This window comes from Burkholderia sp. 22PA0106 (genome assembly GCF_047497155.1).
In the GTDB taxonomy this organism is placed as follows: domain Bacteria; phylum Pseudomonadota; class Gammaproteobacteria; order Burkholderiales; family Burkholderiaceae; genus Burkholderia.
In genome coordinates, this window is sequence record NZ_CP163163.1 from 1,487,996 (window position 1) to 1,512,840 (window position 24,845).

Sequence of the window (24,845 nt, forward strand, 5' to 3'; positions counted from 1 at the left end):
GGATCCCGCACGCCGGGCCGGTGCGGCGGCACACGACGCGCGTGCTGCGCGCGACGGCCGACGCCGGACACGGCGCATGCGAAAAGGAGATCGTCAGGGTGGGCATCGGATGTCTTGTCGGATAGGGCCGGCCTTGGCGAGCGCCGGCCGGTCGGATGTCGACAAAGGTAACATGAAAATTATCGTGTTGAGGAGTGCCACGCGATGCGCCGCGCATCAGCCGGCGTGCGCGGTCTCGGTCAGCCGGGCCAGCGCGTGCTTGTCGAAGCGCCACGGAATCGCGTGCTCGGCCGTGGCGCGCCGCACGTGCGCGACGAACTCGCGGCGGCCGATTTCGCGGCCGCCGAGCGAGGCGAGATGCGCGGTGTTCTGCTGGCAGTCGATCATCGCCACGCCGTGTGCGCGAACGTGTGCAACCAGCGTGGCCAGCGCGATCTTCGAGGCGTCGGTGGCGTTCGCGAACATCGATTCGCCGAAGAACATCGTGCCGAACGCCACGCCGTACAGGCCGCCCACGCGTTCGCCGTCGAACCAGGTCTCGATGCTGTGCGCGTGGCCCGCGCGATGCAGCGCCGTGTAGGCGGCCACGATGTCGTCGGTGATCCAGGTGCCGCGCTGGCCGTCGCGTGGTGCCTGCGCGCAGGCACGCATCACGGCCGGGAAATCGTGGTCGACGCGCACCTCCCAGCGTGCGTCGCGCTGCACGCGGCGCAGCGTCTTGCGGAATGTGGCGGAGACGCGAAACTCATCCGGCACGAGGATCATGCGCGGATCAGGGCTCCACCACAGCACGGGCTGGCCGTCGGAATACCAGGGGAAGATGCCGCGGTGATAGGCGTCGGCAACGCGTTCGGGCAGCAGGTCGGCGCTGGCCGCGAGCAGGCCGGGTGCGCCGCTGGCCGGGCCGAGCGCCTGCTCGACCGGCGGAAACGGCGTCTCGGGCGTGAGCCAGGGGACCATGCGCGCGCGTCAGCCGTTGCGCAGCGAGCGATAGATGTCGCCGGTATGCACGCCGAACGAACCGGCCTCGCGGTCGGCGAAGAACAACCGCAAGGTCTGGGTGACGGTGGGGAACGCGATGTCGTCCCAGGGGATATCCGCTTCGTCGAACAGGCGGACTTCGAGGCTTTCCTCGCCGGCCTCGAATTCGGGGCCGTTCATGCGCGCCAGATAGAACAGGTGGACCTGATGCACGTGCGGCACGTTGAGCAGCGTGAACAGGTTCTGCACTTCGACGCGCGCGCCGGCTTCTTCCAGCGTTTCGCGCGCGGCGGCCTCGGAGGTCGTTTCGCCCATCTCCATGAAACCGGCCGGCAACGTCCAGTAGCCGTGGCGCGGTTCGATCGCGCGGCGGCACAGCAGTACCTGATCGCCCCAGACGGGCACGGTGCCCACCACATTGCGCGGATTCTGATAATGGATCGTGCCGCACTGGTCGCAGACGAAGCGTTCGCGGTTATCGCCGGGAGGGATGCGCGCGATGACTTCGTGGCCGCAGACTGAGCAGAATTTCATAGGGATGGGGAGCGAAAGGGTGATGCGAGTGTATCACCGCGCACGGCGATTCCAGAAAGGCGCAGGCGTGCTTTTGCAGCGCTTTGCGCGGGCGGCGGCACGAGGCCGGGCGCTGCGATGGCGCTTGTGAAAACGATAGCGGAAAGCGGTGCGCGCGAAGATTTCCGGCGCCGGAAATGAAAATGGGCCACGAGCTTGAAGCGCTGTGACCCATCATCAATACGACTTGGTTGCGGGGATAGGATTTGAACCTATGACCTTCGGGTTATGAGCCCGACGAGCTGCCAGACTGCTCCACCCCGCGTCCGTCAGAAGAATTGAATTATAGGGTGTTCTCGAAAGCGGCGCAAGCGTTTTATCTGTCCCTGTCACCGCACCGTGTGCGCGAGGCGCTGGGCTAGAATCTGTCGGCGGTTCCCGCCCTTTCATTCAACGTCTGTTTCGACGATCTATATGGATATCGCTCACGATCTGCAGTCGATCCTCGTCCAGGAGCACACGCTGGTCTTTCCGCAGTTCGACACGGCCCGCGCCTGGGCGCTCGGCACGCGGCTGCGCGAGATGGCGCTCGCGCGCGGCCACGCCGTTGCAATCGAGATCGGCAGCTTCGGTCTGCCCGTTTTCTGCGCCGCGCTCGAAGGCGCGACGCCCGACAACCTCGCCTGGGTTGCGCGCAAGCGCCGCACGGTCGAGCACTTTCGCCGCAGCTCCTATGCGGTCGGCTTGCGTCTGAAGCAGGCCGGCACCACGCTGGCCGCGAAGCACGGTTTGCCCGATGCCGATTACGCCTCGCATGGCGGCGCGTTTCCGCTGACGGTGGCCGGCGCCGGCGTGATCGGCACGATCGTCGTGTCGGGCCTGCCGCAGCGTCGCGATCATGAACTGGTGGTGGAGGCGCTGAGCGCCGAACTTGGCCACGATTACGCCGCGCTCGCGCTGGCCGGGGAGTAACGACCATGAAATTGCCTGCTTTCGCCTGGCTCGCCATGTCCATCGTGGCCGAAGTGATCGGCACCTCGGCCTTGCGTGCCTCGGATGGATTCACACGGCTGCTGCCGACGTTGATCGTGATCGTCGGCTACGGCTTCGCGTTTTATGGCTTGTCGCTGACCTTGAAGACGATGCCGGTCGGGATCGTGTATGCAATCTGGTCGGGCGCCGGCATCGTGCTGATCACGCTCGTCGCGATCGCGCTGTACGGGCAAGTGCCCGACCTGCCGGCCGTCATTGGCCTCGCGCTGATCATCGCGGGCGTGGTGGTGCTGAACCTGTTCTCGAAGATGCAGGCGCACTGAGCGCCGGCCCGAATCGTGAAGGGAAGGGCGCGCGCTCCGGGCGCGCGCCGCGATCAGTCGTCGTAATCGTCGTCGGACATGAACGCGCGCATGAACACCAGCGCGCCCCAGCCCCAGATCGCATTGGCCGCGAAGCCGATCGCGAGCGGCGAGAGCATGTTGCCGGCCGGCCAGATGCCGCGCAGCGGATCGATCACGAACACGCGCGCCACGGTCGGCACGATGCCGCCGAACACCAGCGCCTGCACCCACGGCGCACGCCGCTCGGGCGACACCCGCAGCAGCCAGGCCATCAAGATCGCCCAGAACGCGCTGATCAGCGCATTGACGATGAAGGTGGGCATGCCCGCCGGCGCGAACGGCTCGACCGAGAAGCCGCCGATGCCGATCAGGCCTGCCGCATGCAGCAGCGCCAACGTCGATTCGCGGAAGAACAGGGCGGCTAGGAAACCGGACAGGAACGGCAGGATGACTTTCTGCATCGGATCAGGCATGAGCGCGCGGGGCGTACGGCCACGTGCGCAAGGTGGGTAGGACTCGGCCCGCCATTATAGAGGGGCGCGTTGGGCTTCGACCGTCCCCGCATCGCGATATTCGCTACAGCAGCGTGTAAATCACGAAAGCGGAAAAACTAAGCTCAAAAAAATCGTTCCGAAACGAAGTGCCCCTCCCTAGACTGAATTCCCAGAGACGGTAGAACCCGTCCTCCCGCGCAATCGCGAGCTCGCCGCTGCGCGGAGCGATCCGGCGAGCCTCATTCCCGGCAGACGATCCTGTTCGACGCCCCGTATGCGTCGAGGGCCTCGCTTTGCCCGAAATTTTCGCAAGAACAGTCAGGCAGGAGCAGCAAATGAATGTGTTCTGGTTTATTCCGACGCACGGCGACAGCCGCTACCTCGGTACCTCCGACGGCGCGCGTGCGGCCGACTACGATTACTTCCGTCAGATCGCCACCTCGGCCGATACGCTCGGCTACGACGGCGTGCTGCTGCCGACCGGCCGTTCCTGCGAGGACGCCTGGGTGGTCGCGTCGAGCCTGATTCCGGCCACCAAGCGCCTGAAGTTCCTGGTTGCGGTGCGCCCGGGGCTGTCGTCGCCGGCGCTGTCGGCGCGCATGGCCGCCACGTTCGACCGGATGTCGGAAGGGCGCCTGTTGATCAACGTCGTGACGGGTGGCGACATCGCCGAGCTCGAAGGCGACGGCGTGTTCGTCGACCACGACACGCGCTACGAAATCACCGACGAATTCCTGCATATCTGGCGCGACCTGCTCGCCAAGTCGCACGACAGCCAGTCGATCGATTTCGACGGCAAGCATCTGCAATCGAAGGGCGGCAAGGTGCTGTATCCGCCGGTGCAGACGCCGCATCCGCCGCTGTGGTTCGGCGGCTCGTCGCCGGCCGCGCACACCATCGCGGCCGAGCATATCGACACCTACCTGACCTGGGGCGAACCGCCCGAGGCCGTCGCGAAGAAGATCGCCGACATCCGCGCCCGCGCCGAGGCGCGTGGCCGCCAGATCAAGTTCGGGATCCGCCTGCACGTGATCGTGCGCGAGACCGAGGAAGAGGCCTGGGCCGATGCCGACCGCCTGATCAGCCGCCTCGACGATGCCACGGTCGCCCGTGCGCAGCAGTCGTTCGCGAAGATGGATTCCGAAGGGCAGCGCCGGATGGCCGCGCTGCACGGCGGCAAGCGCGGCTCGCGCAAGGACCTGGAGGTCTATCCGAACCTGTGGGCGGGCGTGGGCCTCGTGCGCGGCGGCGCCGGCACCGCGCTGGTCGGCAGCGCCGAGCAGGTGGCCGAGCGCATGCGCGAATACGCGTCGCTCGGCATCGACACCTTCATCCTGTCGGGCTACCCGCATCTGGAAGAGTCGTACCGCTTCGCCGAGCTGGTGTTCCCGCTGATCAAGGGCACCACCAACACGCGCCGCGCCGGCCCGCTGTCCGGCCCGTTCGGCGAGGTGATCGGCAATCACTACACGCCGCAGGCGAGCCAGAGCTGAGCGGAGGAATCGAGATGGCAACCCCGACTCTCCAGCGAGCAGGACGCGGCATCGCACGCAGCGGCTGGCGCGCCATCGCGCCCTGGCTGGTGCCGTTCGGCCTCGTGATCGCGTGGGAACTGGCCGCGCGCGCCGGTGCGCTGTCGACGCGCGTGCTGCCCGAGCCGCTCGCCGTGGTGCGCGCCGCGTGGTCCCTGATCCAATCCGGCGACATGTGGGCGAACGTCAAGGTCAGCACCTGGCGCGCGCTGGTGGGCTTCGCGATCGGCGGCGGCGTGGGCCTCGTGCTCGGCCTCGCCACCGGCATTTCGAAGGCCGCCGAGGTGGCGCTCGACTCGACCATCCAGATGATCCGCAACATCCCCGCGCTGGCGATGATTCCGCTCGTGATCCTCTGGTTCGGCATCGACGAGAAGGCCAAGCTGTTCCTCGTGTCGCTCGGCGTGTTCTTCCCGATCTACATCAACACCTATCACGGCATCCGTTCGGTCGACGCGAACCTGATCGAGATGGCCAAGAGCTACGGCGTGAAGGGCTTCGCGCTGTATCGCGACGTGATTCTGCCCGGCGCGCTGCCGTCGATCCTGGTGGGCGTGCGGTTCGCGCTCGGCCTGATGTGGGTGATGCTGATCGTTGCCGAGACGATCTCCGCGCAGTCGGGCATCGGCTACATGACGATGAACGCTCGCGAATTCCTGCAAACCGACGTGGTGGTGGTCGGCATCCTGCTGTACGCGGTGCTCGGCAAGCTGGCCGACGTGCTCGCGAAGTGGCTCGAACGCGCGACGCTGCGCTGGCACCCCGCGTATCAACCGGGAGCCAAGCCATGAACGCGAGCACGCTCAACAACCATTACGGCCCGATCGCCGGCGCCGATATCGATGCCGAGCTCGCGCAGTCGCGCACCGAGGACGCCGCCCGCCAGGACGCCGCCGTGCTCGATCGCGACGTCGGCGGCCACGTCGTGCCGCTGACGCGGCGGCGCGAGGCCGGTGATGTCCGTGGCAATCCGAACGGCAACGCGCCGCTCGCGCGCAGCGGCGATCACTCGGTCGAGCTGCGCAAGGTCGGCAAGCGTTATGGCGAGCGCGCCGTGCTCAGCGATTTCGATCTGTCGATCGAGCGCGGCAGCTTCGTGGCGATCGTCGGGCGCAGCGGCTGCGGCAAGTCCACGCTGCTGCGGTTGATCGCCGGGCTGGAGAAGCCGACCGACGGCGCGCTGGTGAAGCGCAGCGAAACCGGCGAGGCGCTCGACACGCGGATCATGTATCAGGACGCGCGGCTGCTGCCGTGGAAGACCGTGCTGCAGAACGTGATGCTCGGCCTCGGCCGCCGCTCGCGCGAGGATGCGCGCGCCGTGCTGAACGAGGTCGGCCTGCTCGAACGCGCCAACGACTGGCCCGCGCAACTGTCGGGCGGGCAGCGTCAGCGTGTGGCGCTGGCACGCGCGCTGGTGCATCGGCCTCAGTTGTTGCTGCTCGATGAACCGCTCGGCGCGCTCGACGCGCTGACCCGTATCGAAATGCACGCGCTGATCGAACGCCTCTGGCGCGAGCACCGTTTTACCGCGCTGCTCGTGACGCACGACGTGCAGGAGGCGGTGGCGCTTGGCGACCGCATCCTGCTGATCGAGGCCGGCAAGATCGCGCTCGACCAGACCGTGCCGCTCGACCGGCCGCGGGCGCGTGCGTCGTCGTCGTTCGCCGCGCTCGAAGATCGCGTGCTGCAACGCGTGCTGAAGGGCGGCCCGGTGGTCGATGCGCCTGACGCGTTCGAGCCGCCCGCACCCGCAACCCGTATCCGTTGGGCCGTCTGACGCTGCCCAGCCTCCATCGACTGTTATTTTCGGAGCCATACCAACATGAGCATCATCGCCATCAACGTACGCAACCAGTTCAAGGGCAAGGTCAAGGAAATCATCCGCGGGCCGGTGGTGTCCGAGGTCGACGTCGATACGCCGTTCGGCATCGTCACGTCGGTCATCACGACGCGCTCGGTCGACGAGCTGGAACTGAAGGTCGGCGCGGAAGTGGTCGCGCTGGTGAAATCCACCGAGGTGTCGATCGCGCGTCTCTGATGCCCGTGGGGCGGGGCGCAGCGGCATTCCGGAGGCGGGCAACGCGCAAGTGTTGCCCGCCTCTTACGTTCTGAAGCAATCATTGACATTGATTTTCATTTTTCAGTGCTAGGATCAGATCTCTTTCACTGCGGAGAGAGTCGATGGTCCCCGCACTCAGTCCCGATGCAATAGAAGCGTTGAAGTGGGTCGACCGATTTGGCGCCGGCTATCCGGTGCCGACGCAGTTCGGCGCGCTGGTCGATGCGCTGCAGAATGACGGCTACGTGTATCAGAGCCGCCCGGGGCGCGCCGAACTGACCGAAGACGGCAGAACGGCGTTGCCTGAAGAGTTTGATTGATCGATTTGATCGGATTGCTTAGGGTCGGGAGGATGAAAATGGATACGATTTCGATTGGACACAGCCTCGATGCGTACGTCGAGGAGTACAACGCTTATCGGCTCGAAGTGAAGACCGAGCAGGTCGGAGCCGGCGAGAAGGCCCATTACCGCGTGTTGTTCGGCGATGCCGAGGTGATCGGCTGGCGGCTCGTGCATGTCGACGGCGTATGGCTCAGCGAGCGCAGCGTGGTCGATCAGGTGATGTCGATGGCGCGCGGGGCGGTGGATCGCGAGCTGCGGGGGGCCAGGGCCGCCTGATTGGCTGCTGGCTGCTGGCTGCTGGCTGCTGGCTGTTGCGGGTCGGTGTGGGAATGAAAGCCGTCGGGGCTGGCTCCGGCGGCTTTTGCGTTGGTGGGGCGCGGTGACGTTACGTTTTCGTTTGCGATTCACGGCAATCAAATCAGATACCGAAGTGTCTGATTTGATTGAGTCTTGCACGAAAAAAGCTGATCTCTTGCCCACTCGACTGTTCGACCGTGTTCTGCCATGCCTGGTTTTCCTCGCGTTTCACGCTGCGGGCGCCGCGCGGCTCCGCAATCCCTGCTCGGAGCCGAAACGTCCTCGGTGTCCGATTTCGCCCCTTTTGGGAGTTCCATCTGGACAATGTGCCGACGCTGCTGAATCCGATTGCGACAGGCAATCCCTTGCCGATGGCTGTACTGCCGGTCGTCGGCGGCACCGGCAGGCGATCAGGATTGTCAGGATGCAAGCGGCAATGTGAGCACGCCGACCTACGCGTCCTAGAACCTCGTCATTGCGGCGATATGGCCTCGAAATGCAATGCAGCGAGATTGTACGAATGGAATTGCTACGCATGGGCCCGTGGCTGCGTGGAGGATCGCCCGGTGCACGGTTGGTTGGCGCATAGCAATTACCAGACGCCGGTATATACATCGGTGTCGCTATCGGCAAGCGTATGACGTTTGACAGCACCATTTCACCATGTTCCATCGCCGGGGGCACACCGACCTCGGAGGGCCCACATGATGCCGAACTCCGTCGTCGTGGCTGCGCCGGCAAGCGGGACAGGGCTTCGCACTCGTCAGCTTGGAGCAGATCTTCACCGCGCCAGCATAGATTCGGCATGGTGTTCCTTGGAGTGCACAGGCGCCCGGCGACGGCGTGCCGCACGCGTTTGTCGAGACAACATTCAACGGATTGGTGGGCGGCTTGCCAACTCGCCAACGTCCACCATCACGATCACCTGATTTTATGAAACAAACCCGAACGTATGCTGCCGCGATGCGACGGCCGTTGCTGCGCCAATGGCCGCTCCTCGTGTTTGCCGTCGTAACGATGCCGTTCGCACACGCACAGTCCGTCTCCGGACAGGTATCGACGGCCCCAGCCCTCGATACACCGGCCATCGTTGATGCGTTGTCGCTTGCCGGTAAAGCGTCGACCAGCGCGGGGCAGGGGCCGTCGGCCACGTTCAGTTCGGCAACGATTACTGGTGGCACGATCCGCGGCACGTCGATCGATATCGGTTCCACGCTGAAGTCGAACGGCATGAACGTGATGCGCGTCGGTCCGGCGAGCGTTTACAATGCCGCGCTGTTCGTCGGTCCCAACGCCGGTGCGCACTACCCGATCGACAATCCGTGGGCGCTCGGCATCGGCGCCTATGCCGCCAATGCGTTGAATCAGTCGCAGGCGGAGGTGGTGTGCATCGGCGCACTGTCGTGTTTGCGACTTGTCGACGGGAACTACAACGCAGTGGTGGGGCTGCATGCTGCTGGAGCGGATCCGCACGCGAACGACGTGGCAGTGCTCGGCAACGATGCCGCTCGCAACGAGATCGGTGGCGGGGCGTTTACCGCCGTGGGATCCAATGCGGGCCGCAACGGCACGACCGACATGACGGTGGCCGAAGGCGCCGGCGCGCTGCGGGGCAATGCAGTGTCGATCACGTTCGGCGGGGTGGCCACGGTTGGCGATACGATCACCGTACAGTTGACCTGCACGGCGTCTGGTGTGTGCGCAAACAGCCCGAAATCGTGGCCCTACACGGTAAAGGCCGGCGACACGCTGACGTCGATCTCGCAGGCATTCGTGGCGCTGATGAACGCTGCTCCAGTCAGCGAGGTGGGTAACCTCGTTGTGCTGCAGGCGCGCTCGCCGCAAGTCACCAGCGATCCGATTGTCAGCCTCGACTTTACCGGCTCCGTGCACAACGGTTGGAAGGCGCGGGTGACCGTCGCCATGTCCGCCGGCGCCACGGAAACCGCGAGGGTCGGCACCGGCACGAATGCCTCATCGGTGATCGCGATCGGTCCGTTTGCGGTCGACGGCGCAGCGATCCAGCACTACACGAATTCGGTGTTCGTCGGCGGCAGCATCGCACCGCGGCTGATCAATGGTACCGAAACCAGCAGCATCGGCCACTGGGCGAGCTTTTCGCTCCAGAACGGTAGCGGGCAGACGAACGTTGGCGAGCAGTCGCTTTTTTCGAACGTCAGTGGCAACTACAACACGGCGTTCGGAGTGTTCAGTGGCTACGGCACCATCGGCCAGTACAACAGCTTCTTCGGTCCGTACGCGGGCTGGGGCGTCACGACGGGCAACGGCAATTTCATCGGCGGCGAGTACGCAACGAGTACGCCGGCGCGCTCATGCATCACCACCGGTTCATGGAATACCGAGATCGGCTCGGGGGCTTGCGTGGCGAACCCGCGCGCCGACGGCCAACTCAGCATCCAGAACGCGATCACCGGCACCGGCAACCTCGGCCGAGGCTTGGCGATGTCGACAGGGTTCATCGGGATCTACCAGCCGAGTCCGATCGCCGCGCTCGACGTTAAGGCCCACAGCACGTCGGGCAGCGACCTGGCTTTCCGCGTGAACGACAGCACGGACAAGACGCTGTTCTCGGTCAACAGCGCGGGAAACGTCATGCAGGCCTCGCTCGGTGCAGCCGACGCAACAGGGCGGTCTGCCGACATCGGCAGCGAGACTATTTTCACGGCGAGGCGCACGGGCATCTACTGCTTGAGTGCGTTTTCGAACGTGACTATGGCGGCCACGACCAGTTCCACGCTGCCCGCCGTTACGCTCAACTGGGTTGGCGGCGACACACATGCTTCGCAGTCTTACACGACTGAGCCGTCGACCGGTAATTCACAAGGAACATACTCGCAGGGACAGGTGTGTGCATATATTGCAGGCGGCACGGCCGTTACTTATTCCACGAATGGCTATGCGTCTTCAGGTAAAACTGCGATGCAATACGCTGCACATATCCGTGCATACTTCGGCGGAAATTGATCGACACAAGAAAACCGGTACGAATCGCCGACGGTGCACTACGGAATGGCAGCGAATAAAGGGATCCCAAGGACAATGAAGAAGGCACGTTGTAAAAGCTCTGCCGTCAACAAGGCAAAATTAGTGTTGATCATGGCCGCGTCGCTCATCGTTGGATCGGCATCGGCACATTATTCCGGCGGGATTTCGAAGGATTTGACGGCGCGTTTCGAATCGTCCGGTAAAGGGGCTGTCTCGCGCACGATCTCCAACAAATTGCAGGATATCGACAGCGTGTTTGACTTCATGACGCCCGCCCAGATCGCCGATGTGAAATCGGGGGCCGCGTCGGTGGACGTGTCAGGTGCAATTCAGGCCTGCATCGATTTCGAAGGTACGAAGGTGCGGGGGGGCACCTGCGGCATGCCGGCTGGCGTATACCTGATCAAATCGACGCTTAAGGTGGCGAAGCCCTATGTGCGGTTACAGGGAAATGGCAAGGCTTCTACGGTCGTGGCGACGCACACCGACATCGTCGATATCCTCGTCGGAACGAATCCGATCACAGCGATCATCGGCAATGACATTATCGACATCGGTTTCTTCCATTCAAATGTAGTGCCGAAGACGCATCCCGCTATCGTATTGCTTTCGCCGCTGCAGTCGACCATCCGCGCTGCGATTACACATGGCGCGTATGGCATTGCGTTATACGGTGGCCAAGGGGTGAAGCTCGATCAGATCGTGGCGCCGGGAAACTACAATCCGCCCAACAGCCCGGCCTTGAACTCGAATACCGCGATCATGCTTGCCGCGGCGTCGGCTGTGCCGGGCTATACGCTCGGCGCGGATGCAGTCGATTTGCCGACCGAGGTCGAGATTGCGAGCCCATACATCAACGGTCCTTTCATGCAAGGTTGGCAGTACGGCGTGTCGATTTCTGCGGGCGAACATGTCACATTCACGGGCAACTACTATATTGGTCAATCGGTCGTCGACAACGTTCACATCGAGCAGGGGGCCGATAACAAGCTGATCCTCGAGCCGACGCTGGCGCCAGGCGGATACATCGACGGTGCCAGGCGTGCTGGCATCTGGGTCGGCGGTCCGAGCGGCAACGGTTCCCAGTACATCGGGCAACTTGCCATCTACGCTACGGTCAAGGGGCAGTCCGGCTCGGGTCTCGACGGCATAGTGATCGACGGCACGAACCGTGGCGGCACATATCATCAGGCGGTTATTAATGCCACACTCGCGCCGACTCAGGTCAGCGGCTGGGCACGGCACGGCATGAATCTGGCCGGTGGTCTGAACATCAACATCCCGTCGCCCAACGTTTTCGGCAACAGCTTCTCGATGGTCGGCAACGGCAGCGGGATTGTGATCGGGCCGAGTGCATCCGGCGTGCGCGTTAGCGGCGGACGCTCTGGCGGGGGCACTTACGGAACCGGTGTTGGCAATCAAGCCTACGGTATTGAGATAGATCCGGCTTCCACCAATGTGAGGATCGGCGGGGTAGACCTGACTGGCAACCAAGTCGCGACTAACGGCGTGGCCAACGCGGGCACGAGCGACAACCAGATTACCGACAGTCCTGGCTTTAACGGCAACCGCGCGGCTGTCGTGCCGGCGATGCCGGCGTCCGGCACTCGCTTTACGAACCCGTACGGCTCACGCGCGCAGGTGTTGATTTACGGCGGCAAGGTGACGTCGATCGCGCTTAACGGTCAGCAGATGTTTAGTGCGGCGCCGGGTGTGCCAATTTCGGTGGCTCCGGGCGACGTGCTTGGGCTCACGTATTCCACTGCGCCCAATTGGGTCTGGTGGCCGCAATAGAAAACGTTGTCTGTCAGGTTCGGCACCAAAAAAGCCCGCGTGGTTGCGCGGGCTGAGTTCCGAACTTTATTCGGCACAAAACAAAACAGGCGCCGAAGCGCCTGTTTTGACTACAAATTCTTGGGGTGGCTGACGGGACTCGAACCCGCGACAACAGGAATCACAATCCTGGACTCTACCAACTGAGCTACAGCCACCGTTGTTACTGCCTACTTCTGCTTCGTTGCCGTTTTGTTTCAGCAGCGAAGAAAGAGATTATATGGACAGGGCATTGCCTTGTCTAGTCCCCTTTTTAAAAATTTTCGACCGGGGCCGTCAGATGGGTGCGCGCCTCGGCAAAAATCGTCGCGACGTCGCCGCGCGCGAGCCGCTTGCTGTCCGACAACACGCGCCGCCAGCCGCGCGCACCGTGCACGCCGCGATACAGCCCGAGCGCATGACGCACGATCGCGCCAAGATAGGTGCCGCGCGCGATCTCGTCGGCGCAGTAGGCGATCAACCGATCTTCGATTGCCTCGCGCGTCGGCGCGGGGCCGGCCCCGCCATAGAAGCGCGCATCGACCTCGGCCAGCACGTAGGGGTTGTGATACGCCTCGCGGCCGAGCATCACGCCATCGACGTGTTGCAGATGCGCTTCGGCTTCGTCGAGCGTCGTGATCCCGCCGTTGATGATGATTTCGAGTTCGGGGAAATCGCGTTTGAGCTGATAGGCGTAGTCGTACTTGAGCGGCGGGATCTCGCGGTTTTCCTTCGGCGAGAGGCCTTTCAGGATGGCGTTGCGCGCGTGCACGATGAACACCTCGCAGCCGGCCTCGGCGATCGTGCCGACGAAATCGCGCACGAATGCGTAGTCTTCCACCGCGTCGACGCCGATCCGATGCTTGACCGTCACCGGCACCGACACCGCATCGCGCATCGCCTTCACGCAGTCGGCCACGAGCGCCGGCTCGTTCATCAGGCAGGCACCGAACGCGCCGCGCTGCACGCGCTCGGACGGGCAGCCGCAATTCAGGTTGATTTCGTCGTAGCCCCAGGTTTCGCCGAGCTTGGCCGACTTCGCGAGATCGTCGCGCTCGCTGCCGCCCAATTGCAGCGCGACGGGCGCCTCGTCGGGCGTGAACGCGAGGTGGCGCGCGACGTCGCCGTGGATCAGCGCGCCGGTCGTGACCATTTCCGTGTAGAGCCAGGTATGGCGCGAAATCGACCGGTGCAGCGACCGGCAATGGCGGTCGGTCCAGTCCATCATCGGCGCGACGGTAACGCGCCGGGGCGTTGCTTTCATCGAATCTTCCTGCTGAATCAATATCGTAAGTTCGGTTACGCCCGGGCCGGCACCGTCGTTCTGATGGTTTTGTGGGCGCGGGCCGGCAGCGCGGTGCAGCCGGAGCGGATGCGGCAGAGGGTCGAAGCATTTCGATCCCGTGCATCGGTCAAGGGCGACATTATAAGACGACGTGCGGGGCCGCCAAGTCATCAAACGTCGAGATATCAACCCGGATGCACTCGGCATCGAATGAACGTCGAGATATCGCCAGCGATTCCATACCCGTGAATCCCGCTGAAAAATGGCCGGCATGTTCCATGCGCCAAGCCGCCGCAGCTCAATGCGACGACACGAACACCGCATCCTCGAACGCCGCCGGAATCGCGAAACTCTCCCGCATCCGCCGCACTTCGGCCGCTGGCGTCATGCCGAACAGCCGCTTGAATTCCCGGCTGAATTGCGACGGGCTCGTATAACCCACCGCATGGCTGGCCGCCTCGGCGGTCAGATCCTGACGCACCATCAACAGCCGCGCCTGATGTAGGCGCGTCGATTTCAGATACTGCATCGGCGAAGCCTGCGTGATCGTCTTGAAGTGGGTGTGGAAGCTCGGCACGCTCATGCCGGCTTCGCCGGCGAGCTGCGTTACGTCGAGCGGTTGCGCGTAGCCGGCATGGATCAGTCGGAGCGACCTGCCGATACGCCCGAATTGCCCGCGCATTGCCAGCGCCTCGCGCATCGAGCCGCCTTGCGCGCCGGTCAGCACGCGGAAATACAGCTCACGCAACAGGCCCTGACCCAACACGGCCGCTTCGAGCGGCCGGCCGAGCGCTTCGAGCAATCGCAGCACGGAGCCGGCCATCGCGTCGTCGATCGGCGTCGACATCATGCTTTGTGGCGCTTGTGCGGGGGCCGCCGCGTCCTCACCGTCGATCTGAACGGCCAGCTCGGCGGCCAGCGTGAAATCGAGGTGCAGATACAGCGCGAGCAGCGGATGCGACGCGCTCGCCTCGGTTTCCATCGTGAACGGCACGGGCACCGACACGGCCAGATAGTGATTCGCGTCGTACAGATAGAGCTGATCGCCGAAATAGCCGCGTTTGCTGCCTTGGCACACGATCACGATGCCGGGGTCGTACAGCACGGGCGTGCGCGACAGCGGTCGGTCCGAGCGCAGGATTCGCACGCTCGGCAGGGCGGTGAGGTTGTAGCCCTCCGCGGGCGCCAGGGCCTGCAGCAGATCGATCGTGCGCTGACGGACCGGCGAAGCCGCCGCAGCGGCATCCACGCTGGCGCTTCGTTTCGGGTTCATAGTTTTAGGCAAGAAAAATACCGAAATTCGGCTTATTGGATCGATTCGTGGATACTACCATGCAGTCTCCAGTCACGATTCGGGAGTCAAACGATGGCAAGCGGAAAGATCCTGCTCATTACGGGCGTCAGCAGCGGTTTCGGCCGTGCGCTCGCGCAAGAGGCGCTGGCGGCGGGGCACACGGTGGTCGGCACGGTGCGCAGCGCCGAGGCGAAGCGCGATTTCGAGGCGTTGGCCACGCAAGGCGCAGTGGCGCGCGTGCTGGACGTGACCGATTTCGAGGCGATCGACAGCGTGGTGGCCGAGATCGAGGCGACGGTCGGCCCGATCGACGTGCTCGTCAACAATGCCGGCTACGGCCACGAAGGCATTCTGGAGGAGTCGCCGCTGTCGGACCTGCGCCGCCAGTTCGACGTCAACGTGTTCGGTGCGGTGGCGATGATGAAGGCGGTGCTGCCGTTCATGCGCGAACGCCGGCGTGGCCACATCCTGAACATTACGTCGATGGGCGGCTACATCACGATGCCGGGCATCACCTATTACTGCGGCAGCAAGTTCGCGCTGGAGGGCATTTCCGAGGCGCTCGGCAAGGAGGTCAAGCCGTTCGGCATCGCGGTGACGGCCGTGGCGCCGGGCTCGTTTCGCACCGATTGGGCCGGGCGCTCGATGGTGCGCACGCCGCGCTCGATCGCCGATTACGATGCGATCTTCGATCCGATCCGCCAGGCGCGGGAGGAGAAAAGCGGCAAGCAACTGGGCGATCCGCGCAAGGCGGCGCGCGCGATGCTCGATGCGATCGCGTCCGACGATCCGCCGGCCCACCTGCTGCTCGGCAGCGATGCGCTGGGTTTGGTGCGCGGCAAGCTGGCGAGCATGGAGCAGGAAATCGGTGCCTGGGAAACCGTAACGGTCTCGACGGACGGCTGAAACCGGCGCGGCGCGCGGTGGCGGGCCTGTTGCGCCAGCGCTGCTGCCGCCCGCGCAACGGTTGCCGGAATCGTGCCGCTTGTCGTACAATCGCGGTCGTTTTCCCGCACGTCGTCAGCAGTTGCCCAGCGCGGTCCCCATATTCAAATCTGCGGCGGCGAGCAATCAGGAAAACAGGTGCAGGGCGGCTTTTCGCGCCTCACCGCAAAGAATTCTGAAGTGGGTCTAGTTGCAGGCGGCGCCAAGCGAAAGCTTGGTGCCGTTTTTGTTTTTACGCCGGTAACCGCCGGTAAACCAAGGTGCCTCAATATTTTTGGGCGAAAGCCAAAAGTATTGGGGTTCGGTGCCGTTAATAATTTTGGGACAGCTGACTTGCCTCGGCTGCCTTGAGTTTTGCCCGCTTCGCTGCCAGCGAAGCGGGCTTTTTTTATTGCCGCGGCGAAACGGCGCGTCAATGCGCGTCGCCTTGCGCCGGAATCGGCCAGCCGGGGCCGGGCAGGGCTTCGGTTTCGCGCGGGTCGAGCGGCTCGCCGCATTCGGAACACACCATGACCGGCCGCATCAGGTGGCCGCAGCGCTTGTGCCGCAGCAGCACCGGCGGCCCGGCGCCGTCGTCCTTCCAGCGATCACCCCAGGCGGTCAGGGCCAGCAGGATCGGGTGCAGGTCGCGGCCCTTGTCGGTCAGCCGGTATTCGTGGCGCGGTGGATTCGACTGATAGGGCCGCTTCTCGAAGATGCCTTCGTCGACCAGCCGCGCGAGCCGTTCCGCCAGCACATGCCGCGTCACGCCCAATTGCGCCTGGAACGCGTCGAAGCGCCGGATGCCGAGAAACGCATTGCGCAGGATCAGCATGGTCCAACGGTCGCCAAGCACGGCAGCGGTGCGCGCGACCGAACACGGCATCTCGCCCACGTCGTCCCATTTCATCGGCGGCCTCGCTGTTCAAAAAGTGGGTTTGATTATAGAACGCACACTCGAAATCACAATCCTTGCGTCGACAGCCGTTGACAGCCCCAAAATCGGTACAGAATAATGCGTTCTGTTTTGGAACTAACAAAGTCGTTCCGATGTTGTCCCGATCGCCATCCACGAGGAGCTTCCTGATGAAACCGCTCGATTTTTCCGGAATCGACCTGCTGCGCGCAGCCGCGGCGGGTGACGTACCCGCCCCGTCGATCACCGAAACCATGCCGATGCGCCTCGATGCCGTGGAACTCGGCTATGTGCGGATGACGGCGCGCGCCGACGAACGCCACCTGAACCCGCTCGGCGGCGTGCACGGCGGCTTCGCGGCGACGGTGCTCGATTCGGTGACGGGCTGTGCGGTGCATTCGATGCTCGACCGCGGCGTGGGCTATGGCACGGTGGATCTGCACGTGAAGATGCTGCGTCCGGTGCCGCGCGACGTCGAGCTGATCGCGGAAGGGCGCGTGACGCACCTGTCGCGTACGCTCGGCGTGGCCGAAGGCACGCTGAAGACGCCCGACGACAAGATCATTGCGCAAGGCTCGGCCACCTGTTTCATCCAGCGGCCCGAGTAAGGTCTGACTCTGCGCACCGGTGCCATGCCGCGAGTGTGGCGCGGCGTGCCGTCATGGCGCATTCCATTGGCTATACTTCGTGCGTCTCGCGGTGCTTCGTGCCGGCCGCAAACCCGACGAATGGAGCCGCGATGCGCCTCGATGACGAAGCCGAAAGCCGAAATGTCGAAGACCGCCGCGGCGGGTTCGGCGGTGGCGGGCGTGGTGCGACGCTCGGCATCGGCACGATCGTCGTGGCGTTGGCTGCCTCGTACTTCTTCGGCATCGATCCGCGCGTGATCCTGCAGGGCGCGGCCGTGCTGCAAGGCCAGCATGCGGGCCAGGGCCAGACGGCGCCCGCGCCGGCCGCGAACACGCCTTCGCAGGCGAACCAGAACGACCCGCGCGCCGTGTTCACACGCAAGGTACTCGGCAATATCGAGCGGACCTGGTCGCACATCTTTCCCGCTCAGCTCAATCGCGACTATTCGCCGCCGACGCTCGTGATGTTCGAGCATGCGACGCCCACCGCCTGCGGCACCGGGCAAACCGCCATGGGGCCGTTCTACTGTCCGGCCGACCGGAAGGTCTATATCGATCTCGCGTTCTACGACGAACTGCGCCGCAAGTTCGGCGCGGGCGGCGATTTCGCCCAGGCCTACGTGATCGCGCACGAAGTCGGCCACCACGTACAGAAGTTGCTGGGCATTTCCGACAAGGTCGATGCGGCGCGCCAGCGCATGTCGCAGACGCAGGCGAACCGGTTGTCGGTGCGGCTCGAGTTGCAGGCCGATTGCTTCGCGGGCGTGTGGGCCTACAACGCGCAGCAGGCGAACCGGCAACTGATCGAGCCGGGCGAATTCGAGCAGGGTTTGAAGACGGCCTCCGCGATCGGCGACGACACCTTGCAGCGGCGCAGCCAGGGCTACGTGGTGCCCGACGCGTTCACGCACGGCACCAGCGAGCAGCGCGTCGCGTGGCTGCGGCGCGGCATGCAGCGTGGCGACGTGCGCGACTGCGATACGTTTGCGTCGCGCTGAGCCGGCATGAACCGTCCGCCCGCTTCTGTATGCGTACCCGCCAGCGCCGCGCATCGGGCGCCGCTGCAGTGGATTGCGACATGCGTTGCACGTCGCCGAGCGCGTGCCGCATGCGATAATCCCGGCTTCGCCGCATGCCGTTTCACCGCATGGCGGACCCAAACAGCGCGAGCCGACCGAGCCCGCCGACGAGGACCGCCAGCCCGCACGCCACACTCGACATGAACACAAGCCGCTCGACCTCGACCACTCCTTCACCCGCGCTCGGCTGGGCAGTATTCGCCTTGATCGCGATCGCCGGGCTGTTCTACGTGAAGTGGTCGCCTTATTACCACCGCGCCTTTGTCGCAGCCGAACATCATTCGATCGGCCAGTCGATCCTGATGGGTACGGCGGCGCATGCGCCGGTGCCGTCGTGGCCGGCGGCGCTCGATTACGCGTGGGCGTACGGCAAGGCGATCTGGCAGGCGATGGTGCTCGGCCTGTTGCTCGGCTCGGCGCTTCAGGCGCTGCTGCCGGCCCGCGCGATCGCGCGCGTGCTGGGCCGCACCGGCTTCGGCAGCGTCGTGGCCGGCGGCCTGATGTCGCTGCCGGGCATGATGTGCACGTGCTGCGCCGCGCCGGTGGTGGCAGGCTTGCGTGCGCGCCAGGCGTCGCCGGGCGGCGCGGTGGCGTTCTGGCTCGGCAACACGGTGCTGAACCCGGCCACGCTGGTGTTCATGGGCTTCGTGCTCGGCTGGCAATGGACGGCGCTGCGCGTCGTGCTCGGCGTGGCGATGGTGTTCGGGATCGGCTATTGGCTGAACCGGATCGCCTCGGCCGATGCCATGCCCGTGGACGAAGCCGCGCTGGCGCGGATCGCCGCCGGTCAGACGGCCGAAGGCAATCCGTTCGTGCGCTGGATGAAGCTGCTGGCGCGCATGACGCTGCGGCTGATCCCCGAATACATCGTGCTCGTGTTGCTGCTCGGCGCGGCGCGCGCGTGGCTGTTTCCGCACGTCGGTCCCGATGTCGGCAACGCCGTGCTGTGGATCGTCGCTTTCGCCATCGCCGGGATGCTGTTCGTGATCCCGACCGCGGGCGAGGTGCCGATCGTGCAGGCGATGCTGGCGCTCGGCGTGGGCGTCGGCCCGGCGGCGGCGCTGCTGCTGACACTGCCGCCCGTCAGCGTGCCGTCGTTGGCAATGTTGTGGCGCTCGTTCCCGGCCCGCATGCTGGCGCTGATCGCCGTGCTGGTGGTGGGTTTCGGCATCGTGGCCGGCATCGCGGCGGTGGGGCTCGGTTTCTGAGCCGCCCCAGGATTCACCCGAAGATTCGACCGTCGCCGCGACCTCGCGGCGGCATTCCCAGAAGCAATCAGGATTACGCATGAAGCAACCGAAGATTCATCCGAAACTCGAACAGGCGCTGACGCGCGGCGATCTCGCAATCCGTCAGGCCAATTCCGCGCGTGCCACGGCGGTGCTCAATGCGCTCGGCAAGATGATCATCGAGGCCTCGTCGACGATCGGCGTCGAGGCCAGCATCGACATCCCGCAAGGCGATCGCATTTACGATCCGGCCAACGGCCTGTGGCCGCAGCGCATGCGCGTGTCGTTCGACGGCCCGGTCGAGGATGCCGACGAGGAAGAACTGCGCTCGGTCTATCTGCTGGCCGACGATCCCGGCACGGTGTTTCGCGTGGAATGGCATCGCGCCGACGGCAAGCAGGGGCGCCAGGAAGGCGGCCCGATCGCGACGGTGGCGTTCCTGACCGACGTGGAAATGCCCTGGGGCGACGACGACGCCTGATGGGCGTCGGCGCCTCGCGCGACAGGGTGTAACCGAACCGGCGTCTTGCCGGTTTCACGCCGTACCGGCCCCGGTGTGGCGCATCGGCGCATGCTTGAGTCCCGGCATGCGCCGTGTTGCGTTCAGCGCATCATGCGCCGACGGAACAACCAGGCCGACACCACAAACCCGCCCAGTACATACGCCACCAGCACGCCGACGTGCATCGCGACGTCGGTGGCGGGCCGGCCGAGCATCGCCGGCCGGATCAGATCGACGGCGTTGGCCAGCGGCAGCGCATAGGCCGCGTGCTGCGCGATGCCCGGCAACTGCGTGATCGGGAAGAACACGCCCGACAGCAGCAGCATCGGCGTGAGCGCCAGCGTCTGATAGAACATGAAGAAGTCGTAAGACGGCGCGATCGCCGTGACCACCATCGCCAGGCTCGCGAACGCCAGGCCGGCCAGCGCGATCACGGGCAGCGCCGCCAGCAGCGACGGAAACGACGCGTAGCCGAGCCCGCTCGCCACCACCATGATCGCCGTGCCCGACAGCATCGCCTTGCTGGCGGCCCAGATGATTTCCCCGAGCACGATGTCGCCGAGCGAGAGCGGCGTGTGCATGATCGCTTCCCAGGTGCGCTGCACCTGCATGCGCGAGAAACCCGAATACATGGCCTCGAAGCTGGCCGACATCATCACGCTCGACCCCACCGTGCCGGCCGCCAGAAACGCGATATACGACACCCCGTCGACGTGCCCGAGCATCACGCCGAGGCCCATGCCGAGCCCGAACAGGTAGATCATCGGATCGGCCAGGTTGCCGATCATCGAGGCGAGCGCGAGCTTTTTCCAGACGAGATAGTTGCGGCGCCAGACGGCGATCCAGTTGCGCCCGTTGGCGGGCAGGGCGATCGCGAAACGAGCCGGGGCCGAGGGGGCGTGCGTGTCGCGGGCGGGTGTCGAGTGGCCGGTATCCATCGGTGGTCAATCCTGCATGTCGCGGCCGGTCAGCCGCAGGAACACATCTTCGAGATTCGCGGGCCGGTGCAGATAGCGCAGTTCTGTGCGGCCCTTCAGTTTGCGCGTCAGTGGCGCGGGGTCGTCGACGTAGCAGAACACGGTCTCGCCGCTGATTTCGGCGCGCGTCGCATACGGCGCGAGTTCGTCGCGCAGCGCGGCCGGATCGGGGCCGTAGATTTCCACCACGTCGCAGCCGATCTCGCTTTCGATCAACGCCTGCGGCGCGCCCTCGGCAATCTTGCGGCCCGATTCGACCACGCAGAGCCGGTGACACAGCCGTTCGGCCTCTTCCATGAAATGCGTCGTCAGCAGGATCGTCTTGCCGCGCGCGAGCAGCGAGCGCAGCCGCTCCCACATCAGATGGCGTGCCTGCGGGTCGAGCCCGGTGGTCGGCTCGTCGAGCACCAGCACGTCGGGATCGTTGACGAGCGCGCGCGCCAGCGTGAGCCGCCGCTTCATGCCGCCCGACAACTCGCCGACCTTCGCGTCGGCCTTGCTTTCGAGCTTGGCGAATTCGAGCAGCGACGGCACCAGTTCGCGCGCCGCGCGCGCCGACAGCCCGAAGTAGCGGCTGAACACGAGCAGGTTCTCGCGCACGCTGAAATCGGGATCGAGGTTGTCGAATTGCGGCACGACGCCGACGCGCAACCGCGCCTGCCGTGCACGGGCCGGCACCGGTTCGTCGCACAGCCGGATCGTGCCGGAATCGGGGTAGGTCATGCCGAGCAGCATCCTCAGCGTGGTGGTTTTGCCCGCGCCGTTCGGCCCGAGCAGGCCGAAGCATTCGCCGCGCCGCACGTGAAACGACAGGCCGTCGACGACGCGTTTGTCGCCGAAGCTTTTTTTGACATCGTGAAATTCGATCGGAGCAGCGGACATGGGCGCGGAGGCGGGAGGTCGACGAAGGGACGGCACGAAGCGGCCATTCTAGTGCATCGCGTCCCGCTTTCGGCTCGCCGTGCGCGACCGGATCGTGCAAGCCTGCACCGCAATCCGGCATCGGCGAACTATTTGCGTGTCCGCGTTTTCCATCCCTTGCATCCTGAATTGCGGCGCACCATGATCAAATCGTCGACCGATTCTGCATGGAGGCGATCATGTCGAGCTACCAGACCATCCTGCTGTGTTACGACGGTACGCTGGAGGGCCGCAAGGCCTTGCGATGCGGTGCGGATCTCGCGCTGCAATTGAAGGCGAAGACGCATCTGCTGTCGGTCGTCGACATGCGTTCGAGCATCGCCCAGAGCGCGGGCCTGCTGACCGACGTGGCCTGCGGGCGCTTCGAGGAAACCGCGCGCGAGATTCTTCAGGAAGGCGTGGACTGGCTGACCGAGCGCGGCGTGCAGGCCGAGGGCCATTTCGCGTTCGGTTATCCGATCGACGAAATCGCCAACCTGGCGAAGTCGCTCAACGTCGATCTCGTGGTGGTGGGCCATCGCTGCCGCAGCGGTTTGTCGCGCTGGTGGATGGGCGCGGGCAATACACAACTGCTCGACCGCGTGTCGTGCAGCATCCTCGTGGCCTGCTCGTCGGCCGACGAGCAACGCGAGGAGCGGGCAAAGGAACGCGAGGCAGCGGCCAGCGCGGCGGCATGAGGCGTTGAAGGGGCCGACGAGGCCATGATTGAGGCGGCGCGGCTCTGGCCGCCTCGACTCTGCCGCGCGGGCCGCGGCAGTCAACCATCAGCGATGCAGATCGATCGCACTCAGTTTCCATCCGAACAGGCCGCTGCGACGGAAGATCGCCGCGTAGCGCGCATCGCCGGCATTGCGCTGATACACCACCACGAATTCGTCGACCCCCTGATAGGCTGCATTCGCTTGCGGCGCTGCGCTCGGGCCTGGCACGCCGCTGGCCGGTGGTGCAGCGGAGGCGGGCGGTGCAGGGGTGGGTGCAGGAGCAGGCTGATCGAGCGTGGGCGGGTGTTCGCCCGGATCGCCACGCGGCGGCAGCCCGCTCAACAACGCGGCCACGCCTTCCGGCGTGGCATAGGCATCGACGAGCGGCCCGATCAGCGCGGAGCCGATCATCGCGCCGAGCATGGCGAGCGGGTTGTCGTGGCGTTGGAGATCGATGCGACGCATCAACTCGTCGGCCAGTTGCTGCTTGAGGCTGATGCGCAACGCCGGGTAATCGACGTAGCGGCTGATCGCCTGCGCATCGCGCGCATCGACGGCCTGCTTGAGATCGCGCAGGGCGAGATACGGCGAGGCGAACGCATAAATCACCGTGGCCAAGACGAGCAGGGCGACGACGACCGACGCCAGCGGCTTGAGCCAGCCGCGGCGAGGCGAAGAACCAGGGGATAAGGAAACGGGCACGGGGCCTCCGCGTGGATACGGTCAGTATCCAGAGACGGCTCAGACGGCCGAACGTTCCTCGGCGATGCAATCGTCGATCATGCGACACACCGCATCGATCGAGCCGACCATGATGAGCCGCGACGACCCGTGATAGACGCGTACCGGCGCGCGCCGCGCCGGCTCGGCGTGATGGAGCCCGGCATTCAGCGAAACGCGGGCAAAGGCCGGCAGCGCCGATGGCAGCAAGGAAGCCAGCTCGGCCGCCCCGGAGGAGGCCGGTGCGCCGACATCAGCCGCGAGCGGTGCACAGGGCGTGCGACCGCGCAGATGGCGCAGACGACCGAATTGACGGAAAGGCAGCAGACGAGCGAGGCGTTCCATGGCGTTTCTCCAGATCGGGGCAGCGTGGCGGGACGGCGGGAATCAGAGTTCGCCGGACCGGATCAGACCGACGGCAATACCTTCGAGCGCGAACTCCGCGCTGCCGGCCTTCACGAAGATGTTTTCGTAATCGGGGTTCTCGGCAATCAGTTCGAGGCCCGTGGAATGGCGCTTCAGGCGCTTGACCGTGACGTCGTCGCCGAGCCGCGCGACGATGATCTGGCCGTCCTTCGCCTCGGTGCGCTTCTGCACGGCGAGCAGATCGCCGTCGAGGATGCCGGCGTCGCGCATCGACAGGCCGCGCACCTTCAGCAGGTAATCGGGCTTGCTCGTGAACAGCGCCGGATCGCAGGCGTAATGCTGCGAGATGTGCTCTTGCGCCAGGATCGGGCTGCCTGCCGCCACCCGGCCGACCAGCGGCAGCGAAAGCTGCATCAGCCCCGCGTGGGGCAGCGTGAACTGATAGGGGGAATCCTCGAGGCCGAGCAGGCGGATGCCGCGCGACGCGCCGGCGGCCAGCTCGATCACGCCCTTGCGGGCCAGCGCCCGAAGGTGCTCCTCGGCCGCATTCGGCGAGCTGAAACCCAGCTCGGCCGCGATTTCCGCCCGGGTGGGCGGGAAGCCGGTGCGCTCGATCGCGCGGCGGACCAGATCGAATACTTGCTGCTGACGTGCGGTGAGTTTGGTCATGATCAACTGTATGGATAGACAGTGATCTGTATTTTTATACAGTAGTTCGGGAATTTCAAGCGTTACTTGAAGTTCGTCGCTATGACGCCGGTTCCGACGCCATCGAAGGGCGTTCCAGCGCCGGTTTCCACACCTCAACCGTCCGTCGGGCGGTCTTTACCACTTTTTCTTCTAAAAGAATGAATAACGATTATTTTTAATGATGAAAGCTGTTCGCTAGACTGGCCCGACATTGCAAAAAACGATCCACGAACCTTTG

The 24,845-nt window shown here is 64.9% G+C and carries 28 protein-coding genes and 2 tRNA genes; 16 read left to right on the plus strand and 14 right to left on the minus strand.

Annotation, left to right across the window (positions count from 1 at the left end; translation table 11 throughout):
* Window positions 1-216: 216 nt before the first annotated feature.
* The 3 genes from aat to AB4850_RS21570 all read right to left on the minus strand — a co-directional run bounded on the left by aat (window position 217) and on the right by AB4850_RS21570 (window position 1,819).
* On the minus strand, window positions 217-960 hold the full coding sequence (aat, locus tag AB4850_RS21560) for a leucyl/phenylalanyl-tRNA--protein transferase (protein WP_414445016.1): 744 nt from the start codon (window positions 958-960) through the stop codon (window positions 217-219).
* A gap of 9 nt (window positions 961-969) precedes the next feature.
* Entirely contained in the window at window positions 970-1,515 is a 546-nt protein-coding gene (locus AB4850_RS21565) for an NUDIX hydrolase (RefSeq protein ID WP_414445017.1), read from the minus strand.
* Window positions 1,516-1,742: 227 nt separating this feature from the next.
* Window positions 1,743-1,819, minus strand: a tRNA-Met gene (locus AB4850_RS21570).
* Between the two features lie 149 nt (window positions 1,820-1,968).
* On the opposite strand from AB4850_RS21570, the gene AB4850_RS21575 reads away from it, so the two are divergent.
* Both AB4850_RS21575 and AB4850_RS21580 read left to right on the plus strand, forming a co-directional pair.
* The gene (locus AB4850_RS21575) at window positions 1,969-2,466 is read left to right on the plus strand and encodes a heme-degrading domain-containing protein (protein ID WP_414445018.1); all 498 of its coding nucleotides are present in this window, start codon (window positions 1,969-1,971) and stop codon (window positions 2,464-2,466) included.
* 5 nt (window positions 2,467-2,471) lie between these two features.
* Window positions 2,472-2,810 (plus strand): DMT family transporter, encoded by a 339-nt coding sequence (locus AB4850_RS21580; protein WP_206125903.1) that lies wholly within the window; start codon window positions 2,472-2,474, stop codon window positions 2,808-2,810.
* 53 nt (window positions 2,811-2,863) lie between these two features.
* Here the strand turns inward: AB4850_RS21580 and AB4850_RS21585 are convergent, their stop codons facing one another.
* Window positions 2,864-3,292, minus strand: coding sequence for a hypothetical protein (locus AB4850_RS21585; protein ID WP_414445576.1), 429 nt, complete (start codon window positions 3,290-3,292; stop codon window positions 2,864-2,866).
* Window positions 3,293-3,660: 368 nt separating this feature from the next.
* Here AB4850_RS21585 and ssuD point away from each other — a divergent pair, with 368 nt between their 5' ends.
* The 8 genes from ssuD (at window position 3,661) to AB4850_RS21625 (ending at window position 12,356) form a co-directional block, all read left to right on the plus strand.
* Complete coding sequence (gene ssuD, locus AB4850_RS21590) at window positions 3,661-4,818, plus strand: FMNH2-dependent alkanesulfonate monooxygenase (RefSeq protein WP_414445019.1); 1,158 nt, start codon at window positions 3,661-3,663, stop codon at window positions 4,816-4,818.
* 14 nt (window positions 4,819-4,832) lie between these two features.
* Window positions 4,833-5,648 (plus strand): aliphatic sulfonate ABC transporter permease SsuC, encoded by an 816-nt coding sequence (ssuC, locus tag AB4850_RS21595; protein ID WP_414445020.1) that lies wholly within the window; start codon window positions 4,833-4,835, stop codon window positions 5,646-5,648.
* Window positions 5,645-6,634 (plus strand): ATP-binding cassette domain-containing protein, encoded by a 990-nt coding sequence (locus AB4850_RS21600; protein WP_414445021.1) that lies wholly within the window; start codon window positions 5,645-5,647, stop codon window positions 6,632-6,634. Before ssuC ends, AB4850_RS21600 begins: the two co-directional genes overlap by 4 nt.
* 45 nt (window positions 6,635-6,679) lie before the next feature.
* Window positions 6,680-6,895 carry a TOBE domain-containing protein gene (locus AB4850_RS21605; RefSeq protein ID WP_013697841.1) on the plus strand — a complete coding sequence of 72 codons (216 nt, stop codon included), beginning with the start codon at window positions 6,680-6,682 and terminating at the stop codon, window positions 6,893-6,895.
* Between the two features lie 143 nt (window positions 6,896-7,038).
* Entirely contained in the window at window positions 7,039-7,236 is a 198-nt protein-coding gene (locus AB4850_RS21610; RefSeq protein ID WP_414445022.1) for a hypothetical protein, read from the plus strand.
* Window positions 7,237-7,274: 38 nt separating this feature from the next.
* Window positions 7,275-7,535 (plus strand): hypothetical protein, encoded by a 261-nt coding sequence (locus AB4850_RS21615; RefSeq protein WP_414445023.1) that lies wholly within the window; start codon window positions 7,275-7,277, stop codon window positions 7,533-7,535.
* A 954-nt stretch (window positions 7,536-8,489) separates the two neighbouring features.
* The gene (locus tag AB4850_RS21620; RefSeq protein ID WP_414445024.1) at window positions 8,490-10,541 is read left to right on the plus strand and encodes a hypothetical protein; all 2,052 of its coding nucleotides are present in this window, start codon (window positions 8,490-8,492) and stop codon (window positions 10,539-10,541) included.
* 75 nt (window positions 10,542-10,616) lie between these two features.
* The gene (locus AB4850_RS21625) at window positions 10,617-12,356 is read left to right on the plus strand and encodes a hypothetical protein (protein ID WP_414445025.1); all 1,740 of its coding nucleotides are present in this window, start codon (window positions 10,617-10,619) and stop codon (window positions 12,354-12,356) included.
* A gap of 121 nt (window positions 12,357-12,477) precedes the next feature.
* Here AB4850_RS21625 and AB4850_RS21630 read toward each other — a convergent pair.
* From AB4850_RS21630 to AB4850_RS21640, 3 genes are all read right to left on the minus strand, one after another.
* A tRNA-His gene (locus AB4850_RS21630) sits at window positions 12,478-12,553 on the minus strand.
* A gap of 95 nt (window positions 12,554-12,648) precedes the next feature.
* Window positions 12,649-13,638: a tRNA dihydrouridine(20/20a) synthase DusA gene (dusA, locus tag AB4850_RS21635; RefSeq protein WP_414445026.1), complete on the minus strand. Its 990-nt coding sequence runs from the start codon at window positions 13,636-13,638 to the stop codon at window positions 12,649-12,651.
* Window positions 13,639-13,957: 319 nt separating this feature from the next.
* Window positions 13,958-14,932, minus strand: a complete 975-nt coding sequence (locus AB4850_RS21640; protein ID WP_414445027.1) for an AraC family transcriptional regulator — start codon at window positions 14,930-14,932, stop codon at window positions 13,958-13,960.
* Window positions 14,933-15,025: 93 nt separating this feature from the next.
* Between AB4850_RS21640 and AB4850_RS21645 the strand changes: the two genes are divergently transcribed.
* On the plus strand, window positions 15,026-15,859 hold the full coding sequence (locus AB4850_RS21645) for an oxidoreductase (protein WP_414445028.1): 834 nt from the start codon (window positions 15,026-15,028) through the stop codon (window positions 15,857-15,859).
* A gap of 143 nt (window positions 15,860-16,002) precedes the next feature.
* Here the strand turns inward: AB4850_RS21645 and AB4850_RS21650 are convergent, their stop codons facing one another.
* Together AB4850_RS21650 and AB4850_RS21655 are read right to left on the minus strand one after the other, a co-directional pair.
* On the minus strand, window positions 16,003-16,314 hold the full coding sequence (locus AB4850_RS21650; RefSeq protein ID WP_414445029.1) for a hypothetical protein: 312 nt from the start codon (window positions 16,312-16,314) through the stop codon (window positions 16,003-16,005).
* The gene (locus tag AB4850_RS21655) at window positions 16,311-16,787 is read right to left on the minus strand and encodes a winged helix-turn-helix transcriptional regulator (protein WP_414445030.1); all 477 of its coding nucleotides are present in this window, start codon (window positions 16,785-16,787) and stop codon (window positions 16,311-16,313) included. The genes AB4850_RS21650 and AB4850_RS21655 overlap by 4 nt, the downstream gene beginning before the upstream one ends.
* A 176-nt stretch (window positions 16,788-16,963) precedes the next feature.
* Here AB4850_RS21655 and AB4850_RS21660 point away from each other — a divergent pair, with 176 nt between their 5' ends.
* From AB4850_RS21660 to AB4850_RS21675, 4 genes are all read left to right on the plus strand, one after another.
* The gene (locus AB4850_RS21660; RefSeq protein ID WP_414445031.1) at window positions 16,964-17,401 is read left to right on the plus strand and encodes a PaaI family thioesterase; all 438 of its coding nucleotides are present in this window, start codon (window positions 16,964-16,966) and stop codon (window positions 17,399-17,401) included.
* A 131-nt stretch (window positions 17,402-17,532) separates the two neighbouring features.
* Entirely contained in the window at window positions 17,533-18,420 is an 888-nt protein-coding gene (locus tag AB4850_RS21665; RefSeq protein WP_414445032.1) for a neutral zinc metallopeptidase, read from the plus strand.
* A gap of 221 nt (window positions 18,421-18,641) precedes the next feature.
* The gene (locus AB4850_RS21670) at window positions 18,642-19,709 is read left to right on the plus strand and encodes a permease (protein WP_414445033.1); all 1,068 of its coding nucleotides are present in this window, start codon (window positions 18,642-18,644) and stop codon (window positions 19,707-19,709) included.
* Between the two features lie 79 nt (window positions 19,710-19,788).
* Complete coding sequence (locus AB4850_RS21675; protein ID WP_414445034.1) at window positions 19,789-20,211, plus strand: hypothetical protein; 423 nt, start codon at window positions 19,789-19,791, stop codon at window positions 20,209-20,211.
* A gap of 122 nt (window positions 20,212-20,333) precedes the next feature.
* Here AB4850_RS21675 and AB4850_RS21680 read toward each other — a convergent pair whose 3' ends face one another.
* Window positions 20,334-21,170 carry an ABC transporter permease gene (locus AB4850_RS21680; protein ID WP_414445035.1) on the minus strand — a complete coding sequence of 279 codons (837 nt, stop codon included), beginning with the start codon at window positions 21,168-21,170 and terminating at the stop codon, window positions 20,334-20,336.
* Between the two features lie 6 nt (window positions 21,171-21,176).
* Window positions 21,177-22,091, minus strand: a complete 915-nt coding sequence (gene nodI, locus AB4850_RS21685; protein WP_414445036.1) for a nodulation factor ABC transporter ATP-binding protein NodI — start codon at window positions 22,089-22,091, stop codon at window positions 21,177-21,179.
* Window positions 22,092-22,309: 218 nt separating this feature from the next.
* Between nodI and AB4850_RS21690 the strand changes: the two genes are divergently transcribed.
* On the plus strand, window positions 22,310-22,807 hold the full coding sequence (locus tag AB4850_RS21690; RefSeq protein ID WP_414445037.1) for a universal stress protein: 498 nt from the start codon (window positions 22,310-22,312) through the stop codon (window positions 22,805-22,807).
* A gap of 87 nt (window positions 22,808-22,894) precedes the next feature.
* On the opposite strand, the gene AB4850_RS21695 is transcribed toward AB4850_RS21690, so the two are convergent.
* The 3 genes from AB4850_RS21695 to lexA are packed head-to-tail and all read right to left on the minus strand — an operon-like array spanning window position 22,895 to window position 24,586.
* The gene (locus AB4850_RS21695; RefSeq protein ID WP_414445038.1) at window positions 22,895-23,533 is read right to left on the minus strand and encodes a DUF2939 domain-containing protein; all 639 of its coding nucleotides are present in this window, start codon (window positions 23,531-23,533) and stop codon (window positions 22,895-22,897) included.
* 39 nt (window positions 23,534-23,572) lie between these two features.
* Window positions 23,573-23,896 (minus strand): hypothetical protein, encoded by a 324-nt coding sequence (locus AB4850_RS21700; protein WP_414445039.1) that lies wholly within the window; start codon window positions 23,894-23,896, stop codon window positions 23,573-23,575.
* 42 nt (window positions 23,897-23,938) lie between these two features.
* The gene (lexA, locus tag AB4850_RS21705) at window positions 23,939-24,586 is read right to left on the minus strand and encodes a transcriptional repressor LexA (RefSeq protein WP_414445040.1); all 648 of its coding nucleotides are present in this window, start codon (window positions 24,584-24,586) and stop codon (window positions 23,939-23,941) included.
* Window positions 24,587-24,845 lie beyond the last annotated feature (259 nt).

Coding starts and splice junctions, on each gene's coding strand:
- aat (WP_414445016.1), bottom strand. CDS start 960: ATGGTCCCCTGGCTCACGCCCGAGACGCCGTTTCCGCCGGTCGAGCAG.
- AB4850_RS21565 (WP_414445017.1), bottom strand. CDS start 1,515: ATGAAATTCTGCTCAGTCTGCGGCCACGAAGTCATCGCGCGCATCCCT.
- AB4850_RS21575 (WP_414445018.1), top strand. CDS start 1,969: ATGGATATCGCTCACGATCTGCAGTCGATCCTCGTCCAGGAGCACACG.
- AB4850_RS21580 (WP_206125903.1), top strand. CDS start 2,472: ATGAAATTGCCTGCTTTCGCCTGGCTCGCCATGTCCATCGTGGCCGAA.
- AB4850_RS21585 (WP_414445576.1), bottom strand. CDS start 3,292: ATGCAGAAAGTCATCCTGCCGTTCCTGTCCGGTTTCCTAGCCGCCCTG.
- ssuD (WP_414445019.1), top strand. CDS start 3,661: ATGAATGTGTTCTGGTTTATTCCGACGCACGGCGACAGCCGCTACCTC.
- ssuC (WP_414445020.1), top strand. CDS start 4,833: ATGGCAACCCCGACTCTCCAGCGAGCAGGACGCGGCATCGCACGCAGC.
- AB4850_RS21600 (WP_414445021.1), top strand. CDS start 5,645: ATGAACGCGAGCACGCTCAACAACCATTACGGCCCGATCGCCGGCGCC.
- AB4850_RS21605 (WP_013697841.1), top strand. CDS start 6,680: ATGAGCATCATCGCCATCAACGTACGCAACCAGTTCAAGGGCAAGGTC.
- AB4850_RS21610 (WP_414445022.1), top strand. CDS start 7,039: ATGGTCCCCGCACTCAGTCCCGATGCAATAGAAGCGTTGAAGTGGGTC.
- AB4850_RS21615 (WP_414445023.1), top strand. CDS start 7,275: ATGGATACGATTTCGATTGGACACAGCCTCGATGCGTACGTCGAGGAG.
- AB4850_RS21620 (WP_414445024.1), top strand. CDS start 8,490: ATGAAACAAACCCGAACGTATGCTGCCGCGATGCGACGGCCGTTGCTG.
- AB4850_RS21625 (WP_414445025.1), top strand. CDS start 10,617: ATGAAGAAGGCACGTTGTAAAAGCTCTGCCGTCAACAAGGCAAAATTA.
- dusA (WP_414445026.1), bottom strand. CDS start 13,638: ATGAAAGCAACGCCCCGGCGCGTTACCGTCGCGCCGATGATGGACTGG.
- AB4850_RS21640 (WP_414445027.1), bottom strand. CDS start 14,932: ATGAACCCGAAACGAAGCGCCAGCGTGGATGCCGCTGCGGCGGCTTCG.
- AB4850_RS21645 (WP_414445028.1), top strand. CDS start 15,026: ATGGCAAGCGGAAAGATCCTGCTCATTACGGGCGTCAGCAGCGGTTTC.
- AB4850_RS21655 (WP_414445030.1), bottom strand. CDS start 16,787: ATGAAATGGGACGACGTGGGCGAGATGCCGTGTTCGGTCGCGCGCACC.
- AB4850_RS21660 (WP_414445031.1), top strand. CDS start 16,964: ATGAAACCGCTCGATTTTTCCGGAATCGACCTGCTGCGCGCAGCCGCG.
- AB4850_RS21665 (WP_414445032.1), top strand. CDS start 17,533: ATGCGCCTCGATGACGAAGCCGAAAGCCGAAATGTCGAAGACCGCCGC.
- AB4850_RS21670 (WP_414445033.1), top strand. CDS start 18,642: ATGAACACAAGCCGCTCGACCTCGACCACTCCTTCACCCGCGCTCGGC.
- AB4850_RS21675 (WP_414445034.1), top strand. CDS start 19,789: ATGAAGCAACCGAAGATTCATCCGAAACTCGAACAGGCGCTGACGCGC.
- AB4850_RS21680 (WP_414445035.1), bottom strand. CDS start 21,170: ATGGATACCGGCCACTCGACACCCGCCCGCGACACGCACGCCCCCTCG.
- nodI (WP_414445036.1), bottom strand. CDS start 22,091: ATGTCCGCTGCTCCGATCGAATTTCACGATGTCAAAAAAAGCTTCGGC.
- AB4850_RS21690 (WP_414445037.1), top strand. CDS start 22,310: ATGTCGAGCTACCAGACCATCCTGCTGTGTTACGACGGTACGCTGGAG.
- AB4850_RS21700 (WP_414445039.1), bottom strand. CDS start 23,896: ATGGAACGCCTCGCTCGTCTGCTGCCTTTCCGTCAATTCGGTCGTCTG.
- lexA (WP_414445040.1), bottom strand. CDS start 24,586: ATGACCAAACTCACCGCACGTCAGCAGCAAGTATTCGATCTGGTCCGC.